Below are 13986 nucleotides of genomic sequence, written 5' to 3'. Positions count from 1 at the left end.
AAAAAAAGCCCCTCAGCCTGAGCGAATGAGGGGCTAACTTGCAGAGTACAGCTTTTTTACGCTTTGTTATTCAGAATCAACTGGCCGTTGTTATCCAGCGGGATCTGCGTGCCAGGATCTTTATCCATGCGAATCTTGCCCTGCTGGTCGCCAATTTTGTAGGTGACGTCGTAACCGAGCATTTTTTCCGATTTGTCATAGACGGTTTTGCAGCGTTGCTGTGTGGACGTATACGTGTCGTTTTCCTGCATTGAGCCCTGGATTTGGTTACCGGCGTAACCGCCCCCCAACGCCCCGACCACCGTCGCCACGTCTTTACCTCGTCCGCCGCCAAACTGATGACCAATCACGCCACCGGCAACCGCACCCAGCACCGAACCGGTTATGCGGTTCTCATCCTGAACAGGTTTGCGATGCGTCACCGTCACGTTGCGACACGCCTGACGCGGCGTCTTAATCGTCTCTTTGATCGGTGTTGCAGAAACCACCTGAGCATACTGTGGGCCACGATCAAACACGTTCAGACTGGCAACCGCCGCCACACCCAGCGCAGCAGCTACGCCAATCCCTATACCCGCCAACATCGATTTATTCACGGGAGATCCTCCTTCTTTGCTATTGGTTACAATTTTGCAACCAATGCAATAAGACGCCCATCAGACAGTGGATGAAAATATCGCTGATCGCGGCTAAAACAGGATGATTCAGAGAACTCTGAAGGTAGAAGAAGAATGATGATGAAGGCGCTCAGCACCGCCAGCAGACGGTGCTGAGCCAGGCAGGATTAATGCAGTTTCAGACGCGGACGGATCACACGGTTAATGCTGCCCACCAGCATCATCAGACCGGTTTTGAAATAGCCGTGCAGCGCAATCTGGTGCATACGGTACAGAGAGATGTAGACAAAGCGAGCGATACGCCCTTCCACCATCATCGACCCTTTCGTCAGGTTGCCCATCAGACTGCCGACGGTCGAGAAGTTAGAGAGCGAAACCAGCGAACCGTGATCTTTGTACTGATACGCTTTCAGCGGCTTGCCGTTCATCTGTGCCAGAATGTTGTTCATCGCGCAGGTCGCCATCTGATGCGCAGCCTGAGCACGTGGCGGCACAAAGCCCCCTTCCGGACGCGCGCAGGAGGCACAGTCGCCAATCGCGTAAACATCAGGATCGCGGGTTGTCTGCAACGTCGGTTCTACCACCAGTTGATTAATCCGGTTGGTCTCCAGGCCGCCAATCTCTTTCATAAAGTCCGGCGCTTTGATCCCCGCCGCCCAGACCATCAGGTCGGCTTCAATATATTCGCCGTCTTTGGTATGCAGGCCGCCCGCATCCGCACTGGTCACCATCGTCTGGGTCAGGACGCGAACGCCAAGCTTTGTTAACTCGTTATGCGCCGCTGCAGAGATACGCGGCGGCAGCGCAGGCAGAATGCGTTCACCGGCTTCCACCAGCGTCACGTTCAGCGCGTCGTTGGTCAGCCCTTTATAACCGTAACTATGCAACTGCTTCACTGCGTTATGCAGTTCCGCTGACAGCTCTACGCCGGTGGCGCCGCCGCCGACGATTGCAATATTCACCTTGCCGTTCGCGCCAAGATTCGCGGAATATTTCAGGAACAGGTTCAGCATTTCCTGATGGAAACGACGTGCCTGATGCGGGTTATCAAGGAAGATACAGTTCTCTTTCACGCCCGGCGTGTTGAAGTCGTTGGAGGTACTGCCCAGCGCCATCACCAGCGTGTCCCAGGCAATTTTGCGCTCAGGCACCAGCAGCTCACCCTTCTCATCGCGCAGTTCTGCGATGGTGATGGTTTTCGCTTCGCGATCGATATTCATCACAGAACCCAGTTGGAACTGGAAGCCGTGGTTACGGGCATGCGCCAGATAGCTCAGCGCGTCCACGCCTTCATCGAGCGATCCGGTCGCGACTTCGTGCAGCAGAGGTTTCCACAGGTGGCTGTGATTCCTGTCAACCAGCGTGATTTTCGCTTTTTTCTTGCGACCCAGCTTGTGCCCTAACTGCGTCGCCATTTCCAGTCCGCCAGCTCCCCCGCCGACAATCACGATCTTTTTCAGTGGTGTAGTCAACGTGACCCCCTTAAAATGATTAACCAATTGTTAATTAAACGTTATAAACATAGCCTTTAATTAACAACAAGTTACGACAATGAAAATGTCCTTCGAGAGTGAGAATAACACATGCGGTGCATTGGTCATACCAAAATTGATGTGTATCAAGTTTTGCTGCTGAAAAGATAGACAATGCCGGAAAAACAGGCAAAAAAAACCAGCCCGAAGGCTGGCTTGATCCGACGATTCCGGCTGACGCAGGTTTTAGCCCAATGTCTTAAACGCCTTGATTCGCTGCAGGTGCGGCGAAATATTCTTAAACTTATGCGTCTGCTCTTCGTCCCACACGATCTCATAGAAATGGTGTAGCTCTTCAGAAGCGCGCTGACTGTTCAGGGCTTCGTCATGACGCGAGAGAATGACCAGGCAACGATCGCGATTTTTCTCGCGAAAATTGGTCACACACTTGGTCGCAATATCCGCATACTCTTCCGGACGATCGATCTTGCCTTCCATATTTTCATACGGGAACAGGTTCGGATTAAACACCACCTGGCGAACATCACAAAGAAAACCAATGCGTTCAGCCCAGTAGCCACCGAGGCCAACGCCGCAAATCAACGGACGCTCATCAACATTGAGCTGCAACATTTTGTCCACTTCTTTCAGCAGATGCTGCATGTCATGTTTCGGATGACGCGTGCTGTAGCTTATCAGTCTGACGTCCGGGTCGATAAACTGCAGCTGCAAGACTTTTTCGTGGTTTCCCGGACTGCTGGAGTCGAAACCGTGTAAATAGATAATCATCGCATCCTCACCAAACGTGCGTTAATGACCTGCTTTCTCTTCCTGCCAGCGTTCATGTAACTGGTTGAGCTGCGCGCTGACGGTTTTCCAGCGTGCCGTGTCCATCAGTTCCTGACGCGAAAATGAACCTTTATGATACAAACGTGTAACACGCTCTGCATTGATCGGCGACAGATTATCTAACACACTGACCGCCCCTTTACGATTATTGCAGACCAGAATCATATCACAACCCGCGTCCAGCGATGCCTGCCCGCGCTCGGCATAGCTGCCCATGATTGCCGCCCCTTCCATCGACAGGTCATCAGAGAAAATAACGCCGTCAAAGCCTAGCTCCTGGCGCAAAACCGTTTTCAGCCAGTGCGGGGAACCGCTCGCCGGACGCGGATCGACAGCGCTGTAAATGACGTGCGCCGGCATGATGGCGTCCAGCTTGTTTTCCGAGATTAGCGTACGGAAAACCGACATATCTTTGGCACGAATTTCCGCTTCAGGACGCGGATCGGTTGGCGTCTCTTTATGCGAATCCGCGGTAACCGCGCCGTGGCCCGGGAAATGTTTGCCGGTGGTTTTCATTCCCGCCGCATGCATGCCGTCAATAAAACGGGTCGCCATCGCCAGCGCGTTGAGTGGGTCAGCATGATAAGAACGTTCACCAATGGCGGCGCTGATATGCCCGACATCCAACACCGGCGCAAAGCTGATATCGATGTCCATCGCGATCATTTCACTGGCCATCAGCCATCCGGCCTCTTCTGCCAGCCTGCCGCCCTCTTCCAGCCCGTGCAGCGCCGCAAAGGACTGCGCGGCTGGCAACCGGGTAAATCCTTCACGGAAACGCTGTACGCGCCCACCTTCCTGATCGACGGCGACCACCAGATGGTTGTGCGACGCCGCGCGGATCTGGCGCACCAGTTCACGTAACTGAGCCGGGTCGTGGTAATTGCGCGCAAACAGAATCAAACCGCCCACCAGCGGATGAGCCAGGATCTCCCGCTCTTCCGCATCCAGCTCAAACCCTTCGACATCCAACATTACTGGACCCACACTGCTCTCCTTAATCCTTCGTTGCCAGCTGCCGCCAGGTTGCATCAGCCAGACTGATAAATTGTCGTTCGCCGGTCTGTTGCCAGCGGTATTCAAACCAACCGGCCTTCAGCATCAGTATCCACGGATACCAGCGTCTGACCTGTTGCCATAATTGTTGCCCGTCCATGCGCGCGCGAACGGCATAGGCCTGCACCAGTTGCCAGTGTTGCAGAACATCCTCCACCCACACCGCCGCCAGCTCAAGGGCGATATCGCCGTCCCCGGCGTATTCCCAGTCAATCAGCCGCAGGCCTGCCGGGCCGTGAACGATATTCGCGGCATGGACATCCATATGCAGCGGCGCGAGGCGCAGCGGACGCGGCTCGCCCTGCTTGCGCAGACGTTTCAGCGCGCTCAGCCAGTTCGGGGTTCGTCGTGCCGGATCGCTCCCCTGCCAGTATTGCTCCAGCAACGGTAGCACATGGATACGCCAGCCGAACCGAGGCTGCTGATGAAGATAATACAGTAAGCCCGCCAGTTCGTCGGCATCCGGCAGCCCCGATTTTATCTCGCCAGGGACATAGTCCACCGCCATCCAGCCGGGTATGTAAAAACGCGGCTTTGGTGCAAGGTGTTCAGGTAACCGCGATAAGGCGTGATACTGGCGTAAAAAATGCGCTGGCGGCGCATCGGGATCGTGATGACGGCGAAGAACCAGCCGCTGGGTTGAGTTTTCAATAATCACGCTCCCGCCGCTAAGACCACGCTGGCCTTCGGCGACGGGACGATAGTGCGGAAAGTAGCGCAACAGCACCGCGTCGCGCCCTGGTATGTTATTGCTGCTGAACGGCACCTTTACCTGACCAGATTATCTCGCCAGTTTGTACCAGCATTAATTGCATTTGCAGCGATGGCGCGTTGACGTTACCCGAAGCACTGGAATACAACACATAGTGCGCGCCGACGTTACGGGCAATACCAATCGCCTTGCTGCGCGTTCCCAGACTGTCCTGCGGCGACAGCCCTAACTGCTGTTTTGCCAGCGACAGCTGTTGCGCGGAGACCAGGGTAAATTTGCCATTGTTCGCCAGCGCATTACGCAGCGTTTCCGTGGCTTCGCCTGCGTTTAGCGAACCGTTAGTGCGGTTATTGACGCTATCGACCAGCAGTACGCTCCCCGCCGTGACGCCATCGGCCTGCAGCATTTTGCCGACCATCGGCTGCATCGCGCTATTCCAGTCGTAATGGCGTATGCGCGGCGCCGGTGCCGCGGTCTGATCCTCATGTTCAATAGGACCCGGCTGTCCCGGGATCGTGGGAACCGAAGGTACCCCCGGAGCGGGTTCTTGCGGCTGCGCGGGCTGTTCCGGTGTGGGTTTCACCTCATCAACCGGTGCAGGTTCACGTTGCACCACACAACCGGACAGGAACATCGCCAGCGCGGCTATCAATGCGTAGCGACTCATTTTTGTCTTCAAGATTCACCCCTTACAAATAAAGATAAAGTCTGACTTTGTGCGCCCCCAGATAATTGGCGCTGCCATACAACGTGACCGACGAATGCGCCGGTATCGTCACGCTGCGTGGCGCTTCCAGAGGGTGCATCTCCAGCCCTCTGGCGTCATACCAGTAAAAGCGATAATGAACGGTAACGGGTTCTTGCCTTTCGTTATACAGCGTTGAGGATGCAGAGGGCTGAATATCAGACGTGGTCAACGTCGGCTCTTGCGCGGTGATCCCCGCCGCCAGTAGCGTCGACTCCATCACCAGCGACTGCTCATCGCTTACCGGGATCTCAGGATGAGAACGGCACCCGGCAAGTAAGAGCAGACCCAGCGAAAGCGCAATGCATCCTCTGATCATCATTACAGCCCTTTGTGCGCGAGCATAGGACCGAGCGCGCGACCGCCCAACAGATGCATATGGATGTGATACACCTCCTGGCCGCCATGACGATTGGTGTTCATGATCAAGCGGTAGCCATCTTCGGCAATGCCTTCCTGTTCGGCAATTTTTGCCGCAACGGTAATCATCCGTCCCAGCGCTTGTTCATGCTCAGCGGTAACATCATTCACCGTCGGGATCAGAACGTTGGGGATGATCAGAATGTGTGTAGGCGCCTGCGGTGAAATATCCCGGAATGCCGTCACCAGGTCATCCTGGTAAACGATATCGGAAGGGATTTCACGACGAATAATCTTGCTGAATATAGTCTCTTCTGCCACGACGTTTTCCTTTTCTAAAAATAGCCATGCGTGATGTCATGCTACGCTGAGCCACACTGCGAGTATAGAGTATTAGCGACTTAACCCCGCTCTTTCAACCTTAACCCACGATTTCTTAAGCAAAAAATCGCCTCAGTGATGCGCTTATCGCCATTTGTCCCCTCTCCTGCGCAAAAAAGTAGTGAAACAAGATTTCAGAAAGCAAGTTACATCTGTTTACAGAGATAATATGAATGCGTATATTTCGCATTTGCATTTTCATGCGCATTTAATGGTTAGAAAAATAAAAAGGGGCTCATCGCCACCTCTTACGGCCTGAGCCAGGACTCGTTCACGATTAAGGGCTTTCTGATGTCTTTCACAACACACAACAGGGATGAACAATGTCAGGCTGTTGCAACACCATCGTTGCTGGCAGCCTGCATCGCTATGGCACTGATGCCATCCATGAGTCTCGCGGCGACCACGCCAGAAGAGACCGTCATTGTCGACGGTTCTGCGCCAGCGACCACCCCGGACAGCGACGAACGGGATTACAGCGTCAAATCCACTACCGCCGGAACCAAAATGATGATGACCCAACGCGATATTCCGCAGTCGGTCAGCATCATCAGCGAGCAACGCATGGATGACCAGCAGTTGCAAACGCTGGGCGACGTGATGGACAGCACGCTCGGGATCAGCAAAAGCCAGGCGGACTCTGACCGCGTCAGCTACTTCTCCCGTGGTTTCCAGATTGATAACTACATGGTCGATGGTATTCCGACCTATTTCGAATCCCGCTGGAATCTGGGTGATGCCCTCACCGATATGGCACTCTACGAGCGCGTGGAAGTGGTGCGCGGCTCAAACGGTCTGATGACCGGTACGGGCAACCCGTCGGCCTCCATCAATATGATCCGTAAACACGCGACCAGTCGTGAGTTCAAAGGCAACGTATCGGCGGAATATGGCAGCTGGAACAAACAGCGCTACGTGATGGATCTGCAAAGTCCGCTCACCGATGACGGTAATGTGCGCGCACGCATTGTGGCGGGTTATCAGGACAACGACTCCTGGCTCGATCGCTATCACAGCGAGAAAAACTTCTTCTCGGGCATTATTGATGCTGACCTGGGTGAAACCACCAGCCTTGCCGCCGGCTATGAATATCAGAAAATCAAAGTGGACAGCCCTACCTGGGGTGGTCTGCCACGCTGGAATACCGACGGCAGCAAAAACAGCTACGACCGCGCCCGCAGCACCGCGCCAGACTGGGCGTATAACGATAAAGAGATCAACAAAGTCTTTGTCACACTCAAACAGCGTTTTGCCGACACCTGGCAGGCGACGATGAATGCGACCCACTCGGAAATCAAATTCGACAGTAAAACGATGTATGTCGATGCTTACGTGAATAAGGCAGATGGCATGCTGGTCGGTCCTTACGGCAGCTACGGACCGGGCTATGACTACGTTGGCGGCACGGGCTGGAACAGCGGCAAGCGTAAGGTTGATGCGCTGGATCTCTTTGCCGACGGTGGTTATGACCTGTTCGGTCGTCAGCACAACCTGATGTTTGGCGGCAGCTACAGCAAACAGAACAACCGCTATTTCAGCTCCTGGGCAAACGTCTTCCCGGCTGAGATTGGCAGTTTCAATAACTTCAATGGCAACTTCCCGCAAACCGACTGGGCACCCCAGTCGCTGGCCCAGGACGACACCACGCACATGAAGTCGCTGTACGCTGCGACGCGTATTTCGCTGGCTGACCCGTTGCACCTGATCCTCGGCGCACGCTACACCAACTGGCGTGTCGATACCCTGAGCTACAGCATGGAGAAAAACCACACCACGCCATATGCCGGTCTGGTTTACGACATCAATGATAACTGGTCAACTTACGCCAGCTACACCTCTATCTTCCAGCCGCAGAACAAACGCGACAGCAGCGGGAAATACCTCACGCCGGTCACCGGCAACAACTATGAGGTAGGTCTGAAGTCCGACTGGATGAACAGCCGACTGACCACCACCCTCGCCGTGTTCCGCATTGAGCAAGATAACGTTGCCCAATCGACAGGTGCCCCAATTCCGGGTACCAATGGCGATATCGCGTATAAAACGGCGAACGGAACCGTCAGCAAAGGGGTTGAATTCGAAGTTAACGGGGCGATCACCGATAACTGGCAGATGACCTTTGGCGCAACGCGGTACGTTGCGGAAGATAATGAAGGCAACGCCGTCAATCCGAATCTGCCGCGTACCAGCGTCAAGCTGTTCACCAGCTACCGTCTGCCGGTAATGCCCGACCTGACCGTGGGCGGCGGCGTGAACTGGCAGAACCGCGTGTACACCGACACCGCGACGCCATACGGCACCTTCCGCGCAGAACAAGGCAGTTACGCGCTGGTGGATCTGTTCACCCGCTACCAGGTGACCAAAAACTTCTCTGTGCAGGGTAACGTTAACAACCTGTTCGATAAAACCTACGACACCAACGTCGAAGGATCGATTGTTTATGGTGAGCCGCGCAACGTGAGCATCACCGCAAACTATCAGTTCTGATCGCCCTGTCGATGACGGCGTTGGCGCTTTACCCGGTTATCAGCGCGTCATCAGGTGTTCCAGAATGTAAAAAAGGCAGCCATTTGGCTGCCTTAGTTCTCCCCAACTTATTCGGTCTTAGCTGTTACGGATGTATTCATCCATCTCAGTTTTCAGGTTATCGGACTTCGTACCGAAAATCGCCTGAACACCGGAACCGGCAACCACCACACCTGCCGCACCCAGTTTTTTCAGGCCAGCCTGATCCACTTTCGCCACGTCAGCCACGCTGACGCGCAGACGGGTAATGCACGCATCCAGGTTAGTGATGTTTTCTTTACCCCCAAACGCCGCAATCAGCGCCGGTGCCATTTCACTGGTCGCGCCCGCTTTCGCGTCGTCGGTATTATCTTCACGACCCGGAGTCTTCAGATCCAGCGCTTTAATCAGCACGCGGAAGATGGTGTAGTAAACAATCGCATAGCCCGCACCCACAATCGGGAACAACCACAGCTTGCTGCTGTTACCGGACAGCACGATAAAGTCGATCAGACCGTGTGAGAACGACGTACCGTCACGCATACCTAGCAGGATACAGATCGGGAACGCCAGCCCAGCCAGAATCGCATGGATAACGTACAGGATCGGCGCAACGAACATGAAGGAGAACTCGATCGGCTCGGTGATACCGGTCAGGAACGAGGTCAGCGCAGCGGAGATCATGATACCGCCCACTTTGGCGCGGTTTTCTGGTTTAGCGGAGTGCCAGATAGCAATGGCAGCAGCCGGCAGACCATACATTTTGAACAGGAAGCCACCAGACAACATACCCGCAGTCGGGTCGCCCGCCATGTAGCGAGGAATATCGCCGTGGAAGACCTGACCTGCCGCGTTGGTGTACTCGCCAATCTGCATCTGGAAAGGAACGTTCCAGATGTGGTGCAGACCAAACGGTACCAGGCAGCGTTCAATGAAGCCGTAAATACCGAACGCCACGACCGGGTTCTGGTAAGCAGCCCACTGAGAGAACGTCTGGATAGCAGTACCGATCGGCGGCCAAATGAAGGACAGGACCACACCGGTAAAGATCGCCGCCAGACCAGAAATGATCGGCACGAAGCGCTTACCAGCAAAGAAGCCCAGATACTCAGGCAGCTTGATACGGTAGAAGCGGTTAAACATGTACGCTGCAATCGCACCGGAGATAATCCCCCCGAGTACACCCGTATCCGCAAGGTGTTTTGCTGCGATTTCTTCAGCAGGTAAATGCAGAACCAGCGGCGCGACCACAGCCATGGTTTTCACCATAATGCCATAGGCGACAACCGAAGCCAGAGCCGAAACGCCATCGTTGTTGGTAAAGCCAAGCGCGACACCAATAGCGAAAATCAGCGGCATGTTTGCAAAAACAGAACCGCCGGCTTCTGCCATCACGTGCGATACAACGGCTGGCAGCCAGCTGAAGTTTGCGGAACCGACGCCCAGCAGGATACCTGCGATAGGCAATACGGATACCGGCAGCATCAGCGATTTACCGACCTTTTGCAGGTTAGCAAATGCATTCTTAAACATAATTGAGAGTGCTCCTGAGTATTTGTGCTTTCTACGTTCACACGCATTGGCGAGGGGGGAGAACCCCGCCGTGGACAGGGCATCTAAGTGCCCTTTATTTATTACACAGAGTAAAATAAATCGGCGAAATATAGTTTGACGGCTATCACGTTTCAACTCTGGAGAGCGCATCAAGTTGCACATTTTGCCAAAAAGGGTATCAGAATGTGTCAGATTGCTCATTCACCGCCCACTTTGTGGCGGTGAACTTTACTCGCTTTAATTATTAATTACGAGCTTTAAAAAAACTCAACTACGAGGCTGACTGCAGACGGGAAGCGTTGATATGGAACAGGCGGGCAAAGTTATCGGTGGTTATCTGCGCCAGCTCTTCAACCGCCACACCTTTCAATACGGCCATGTATTCTGCCACGTCGCGAACCATCGCAGGCTGGTTCTCTTTCCCCCGATGCGGCACCGGCGCGAGATACGGGGAATCCGTCTCCACCAGCAGTCGATCCAGCGGCACATACCGCGCGGCGTCACGTAACTGTTCAGCATTACGGAAGGTCACAATGCCGGAAAAGGAGATATAAAAGCCCAGATCCAGTAGTTTACCCGCCGTTTCTCTGTCTTCTGTAAAACAGTGTAGTACGCCGCCACAATCCGTCACGTTTTCATGGCGAAGAATCGCCAGCGTATCAACGCGGGCATCGCGCGTGTGGACGATAACCGGCTTGTTCAGTTCACGACCGATCTGGATATGCTGAATGAACGACTCCTGCTGGCGCACTTTCGTCTCAGGGGTATAAAAATAGTCCAGCCCCGTCTCTCCCATCGCCACAACGCCCTCGTCAGCCGCCAGATGACGCAGTTCTTCCACATCATACGGTTCGTCCTGATTTAGCGGATGCACGCCGCAGGAGAAAACGACGTTATCGCGCTGACCAACCAGTTCCCGCATGCCGCGGTATCCCGGCAGCGTCGTTGCCACCGCCAGACAGAATTTCACATCGCGCGCGGCCGCCTTCGCCAGCACGTCATCCACATCCTTATGCAGAGATTGATAATCCAGGCCATCAAGATGGCAGTGCGAGTCGACTAAAAACATAATGTTTCTCTTACAGGTGGGGAACAGGCAACACGGTGCCTGGTTGCAGATAATGTTCGATTTGCAGAAGAAGATCGGTTAACACCAGTTCACGGTTTATTCCGGTCACGTTAAGCAGCTGTTCGCGACAGTGGCAAATGGCGTTAAGGATTGCCTGAATACGCATCTGAGACAACTGGCCGGCAATCGTGGCGATAAGTTGCCCGGCATCCGCGTTGGTCATCGCGGTGGCCCCGTGCTGTCGTTTAAGCGCATCCATCATTAATGTCGCCAGCCAGTGTAGTCTGGCAGGCGCCTGTTCGTGATTCAGCACCGTCAATAATGAATACCAGTCACCCGCAGGGATGCTGCTTGCCAGCGCCTGACACAGCGCGTCGCGCTGGGACCAACTTTCGGCGTCCAGTAATGTCAGCGCCGCGCCCGGAGAACCGGCGCTCAGGCGCAGCGCGGTCAATAACGTGTCTTGTGACGCTGTCACTTCTCGCGCAAGCCACGATACCGCGTACTGTTCCGCCGGTGGCGCGAGATGGTGTAAACGGCATCGGCTACGCAGTGTCGCCAGTAATCGCGCGGGTTCACGACTGGCGAGAAAGAACCAGGTTTGCGCGGGCGGTTCTTCCAGCGTTTTAAGCAGCGCATTGGCAGCGGCATCCGTCATCAGTGCCGCATCCGGGATCCAGACCACTTTTGCTCCGCCCAGCCGCGCACGCTCATACAGTTTTTCACTCACTTCACGTACTGCATCAATGCCCAGCGTGTTTTTCCCTTTTTCAGGGAACAGAGAATAGTAATCCGGATGCGTGCCTGCCTGCATCAACTGGCAGCCACGGCAGTGACCACAGCTTTTGTGCCCTTCCGGTTGTTGGCAAAGCAGATAGCGGCTCAGCGCATAGATCAATGCGTCGTCGCCCATCCCCGGTAAAGCCTGAATCAGTAGCGCATGGTGACCCCTTCCCGCCTGATAGCTGGCTACCAGTTTTTCGAAATCAGGTCGTAACCATGGATACCATTTCATTCGCCCTGCTCCTTCGCCCACTCGGTGATGGTGGTACGGATATCGTTCATCACGGTATCCAGCGGTTGCGTCGCATCAATTGTCCGGATGCTGGGGTCCTGGGCTGCGAGCTCCAGATAGCGGGCGCGGGTACGATTGAAGAAATCAAACGATTCCTGTTCGATGCGGTCCAGTTCACCACGGGCACGGGCGCGTTTCAAACCCACCTCTGGCGTGACGTCCAGGTAAAGCGTTAAATCCGGGCGAAAGTCCCCCAGCACGGCATCGCGCAGCGTCGCCAGCATCTGCTGATCGACCCCACGCCCACCGCCCTGATACGCCTGTGTGGACAGGTCGTGACGGTCACCAATCACCCATTTACCCTCTTCAAGCGCAGGTTTGATCACCGTTTCAACCAGTTGCACGCGCGCGGCGTAAAACATCAGCACTTCGGCCTTTACGGTAATGGTTTCGTCACCGACCGAACGGATATCCAGCACCAGGCTACGCAGTTTTTCTGCCAGCTGTGTACCGCCCGGCTCGCGGGTAAAAACCATGTTGCGAATACCGAGTTGTTCAAGCGTCTCAACCACAACATTTTTTGCGGTCGTTTTTCCGGCGCCTTCCAGCCCCTCGATGACGATATAATTACTGCGCATTTTTTTCCTTAAGCACTTTCAGGTAGTCCTGCACCGACCGGTTATGGCTGGCAAGATTAGTATTAAAAGTATGGCCGCCTTTACCGTCGGCCACAAAATAGAGATACGGTGTTTTAGCCGGGTGCGCCGCCGCTTTCAGCGAGGCTTCACCTGGCATCGCAATGGGTCCCGGCGGGAGCCCGGTGATAGTGTAGGTATTATAGGCCGTTGGCGTCTCCAGGTCCGCGCGCGAGATCTTGCCATTATAACGCTCCCCCATCCCGTAGATCACGGTAGGATCGGTTTGCAGACGCATCCCGACGCGCAGGCGGTTAATAAAGACGGAGGCGACCCGATCGCGTTCGCTGGCAATGGCCGTCTCTTTCTCAATGATCGAGGCCATCGTTACCAGTTGATTTTGATCTTTATAGGGCAACCCTTCCGCTCGCCCTTCCCAGATGCGCTCAACCGCCTTCACCATCTTTTGATGCGCGCGCTTGAGCAAGGCAATATCTGTGGTGTTGGCGGTATACATCCAGGTATCAGGCCAGAACCAACCTTCCAGCTCCTCTGTATTCTCCAGGCCCAGCGCTTTTGCGACGGTTTCGTAGTTGTCATCACTCAGGGTATGTTTGATGTACGGCGCGTCGCGCAGTTGCTTGAGATAATCACTTAACCGCATGCCTTCCACCAGTCGTAGAGGGAACTGTGCTTCTTTCCCGCTTTCCAGCAGTTGCAGCATCTCGCGCACGCTCATGCCCGGCATTAAACGATAGGTTCCCGCCTTAAAGTGGGAAAGATCCGGCTCGACCCGTAGCAGCCATTGAAACACGCGAGGACGATTAATGACCCGATCCGCATACAGTTGCTCGCCCAGGGCCAGACGACCGGTTCCCGGTTTGAGGGTAAAAATGGTCTCTTCTGTAATCAGGATTTTACTGTCCGCCAGATGGCGAACTTTCCACATTCCCGCGCCTGCGGCAATGCCCAATACAACAACCAGTAAAAGGACAACACGAAACAATTTTTTCATG

General features: G+C 54.6%; 14 protein-coding genes. 1 reads left to right on the top strand and 13 read right to left on the bottom strand.

The genetic code is table 11. The annotated features are described in order from the left end of the window. Nucleotides 1-56 precede the first annotated feature (56 nt). The 8 genes from ACERJC_RS05030 to hinT form a co-directional block, all read right to left on the bottom strand. Complete coding sequence (locus tag ACERJC_RS05030; protein WP_152405061.1) at nt 57-596, bottom strand: glycine zipper 2TM domain-containing protein; 540 nt, start codon at nt 594-596, stop codon at nt 57-59. Nucleotides 597-784: 188 nt separating this feature from the next. Then, nucleotides 785-2089: an NADH-quinone dehydrogenase gene (gene ndh, locus ACERJC_RS05025; RefSeq protein ID WP_152405062.1), complete on the bottom strand. Its 1305-nt coding sequence runs from the start codon at nt 2087-2089 to the stop codon at nt 785-787. A 246-nt stretch (nt 2090-2335) separates the two neighbouring features. Further along, nucleotides 2336-2878 (bottom strand): alpha/beta hydrolase YcfP, encoded by a 543-nt coding sequence (ycfP, locus tag ACERJC_RS05020; protein ID WP_152405063.1) that lies wholly within the window; start codon nt 2876-2878, stop codon nt 2336-2338. A gap of 21 nt (nt 2879-2899) precedes the next feature. Continuing rightward, a complete protein-coding gene (gene nagZ / locus ACERJC_RS05015) occupies nt 2900-3925 on the bottom strand; it encodes a beta-N-acetylhexosaminidase (protein WP_152405064.1) in 1026 nt (341 codons plus the stop codon). A gap of 10 nt (nt 3926-3935) precedes the next feature. Further along, nucleotides 3936-4760: a thiamine kinase gene (gene thiK / locus ACERJC_RS05010; RefSeq protein WP_373671179.1), complete on the bottom strand. Its 825-nt coding sequence runs from the start codon at nt 4758-4760 to the stop codon at nt 3936-3938. Beyond that, nucleotides 4741-5373: a penicillin-binding protein activator LpoB gene (lpoB, locus tag ACERJC_RS05005; protein ID WP_042319606.1), complete on the bottom strand. Its 633-nt coding sequence runs from the start codon at nt 5371-5373 to the stop codon at nt 4741-4743. Before lpoB ends, thiK begins: the two co-directional genes overlap by 20 nt. A 22-nt stretch (nt 5374-5395) precedes the next feature. Beyond that, a complete protein-coding gene (locus ACERJC_RS05000; protein WP_152406350.1) occupies nt 5396-5770 on the bottom strand; it encodes a YcfL family putative periplasmic lipoprotein in 375 nt (124 codons plus the stop codon). 2 nt (nt 5771-5772) lie between these two features. After that, a complete protein-coding gene (hinT, locus tag ACERJC_RS04995) occupies nt 5773-6132 on the bottom strand; it encodes a purine nucleoside phosphoramidase (RefSeq protein WP_046479571.1) in 360 nt (119 codons plus the stop codon). A gap of 351 nt (nt 6133-6483) precedes the next feature. Between hinT and fhuE the strand changes: the two genes are divergently transcribed. Continuing rightward, nucleotides 6484-8679 (top strand): ferric-rhodotorulic acid/ferric-coprogen receptor FhuE, encoded by a 2196-nt coding sequence (fhuE, locus tag ACERJC_RS04990; protein WP_373671178.1) that lies wholly within the window; start codon nt 6484-6486, stop codon nt 8677-8679. Nucleotides 8680-8796: 117 nt separating this feature from the next. Here the strand turns inward: fhuE and ptsG are convergent, their stop codons facing one another. The 5 genes from ptsG to yceG all read right to left on the bottom strand — a co-directional run bounded on the left by ptsG (nt 8797) and on the right by yceG (nt 13985). Next, nucleotides 8797-10230, bottom strand: coding sequence for a PTS glucose transporter subunit IIBC (ptsG, locus tag ACERJC_RS04985; protein ID WP_042319612.1), 1434 nt, complete (start codon nt 10228-10230; stop codon nt 8797-8799). Nucleotides 10231-10522: 292 nt separating this feature from the next. Then, nucleotides 10523-11320, bottom strand: coding sequence for a metal-dependent hydrolase (locus ACERJC_RS04980; protein WP_286633092.1), 798 nt, complete (start codon nt 11318-11320; stop codon nt 10523-10525). Between the two features lie 10 nt (nt 11321-11330). Continuing rightward, entirely contained in the window at nt 11331-12335 is a 1005-nt protein-coding gene (gene holB / locus ACERJC_RS04975) for a DNA polymerase III subunit delta' (RefSeq protein WP_373671177.1), read from the bottom strand. Continuing rightward, the gene (gene tmk, locus ACERJC_RS04970; protein WP_373671176.1) at nt 12332-12973 is read right to left on the bottom strand and encodes a dTMP kinase; all 642 of its coding nucleotides are present in this window, start codon (nt 12971-12973) and stop codon (nt 12332-12334) included. The genes holB and tmk overlap by 4 nt, the downstream gene beginning before the upstream one ends. After that, nucleotides 12963-13985: a cell division protein YceG gene (gene yceG, locus ACERJC_RS04965; RefSeq protein ID WP_373671175.1), complete on the bottom strand. Its 1023-nt coding sequence runs from the start codon at nt 13983-13985 to the stop codon at nt 12963-12965. Before yceG ends, tmk begins: the two co-directional genes overlap by 11 nt. Nucleotide 13986 lies beyond the last annotated feature (1 nt).

It is taken from the genome of Citrobacter telavivensis, from assembly GCF_041807075.1.
In the GTDB taxonomy this organism is placed as follows: domain Bacteria; phylum Pseudomonadota; class Gammaproteobacteria; order Enterobacterales; family Enterobacteriaceae; genus Citrobacter_A; species Citrobacter_A telavivensis.
The sequence above is the reverse complement of the archived record's forward strand: the minus strand, read 5'-3'. Positions and strand labels throughout refer to the sequence as shown.

Coding starts and splice junctions, on each gene's coding strand:
- ycfP (WP_152405063.1), bottom strand. CDS start 2,878: ATGATTATCTATTTACACGGTTTCGACTCCAGCAGTCCGGGAAACCAC.
- lpoB (WP_042319606.1), bottom strand. CDS start 5,373: ATGAGTCGCTACGCATTGATAGCCGCGCTGGCGATGTTCCTGTCCGGT.
- ACERJC_RS05000 (WP_152406350.1), bottom strand. CDS start 5,770: ATGATCAGAGGATGCATTGCGCTTTCGCTGGGTCTGCTCTTACTTGCC.
- fhuE (WP_373671178.1), top strand. CDS start 6,484: ATGTCTTTCACAACACACAACAGGGATGAACAATGTCAGGCTGTTGCA.
- ptsG (WP_042319612.1), bottom strand. CDS start 10,230: ATGTTTAAGAATGCATTTGCTAACCTGCAAAAGGTCGGTAAATCGCTG.
- ACERJC_RS04980 (WP_286633092.1), bottom strand. CDS start 11,320: ATGTTTTTAGTCGACTCGCACTGCCATCTTGATGGCCTGGATTATCAA.
- holB (WP_373671177.1), bottom strand. CDS start 12,335: ATGAAATGGTATCCATGGTTACGACCTGATTTCGAAAAACTGGTAGCC.
- tmk (WP_373671176.1), bottom strand. CDS start 12,973: ATGCGCAGTAATTATATCGTCATCGAGGGGCTGGAAGGCGCCGGAAAA.
- yceG (WP_373671175.1), bottom strand. CDS start 13,985: ATGAAAAAATTGTTTCGTGTTGTCCTTTTACTGGTTGTTGTATTGGGC.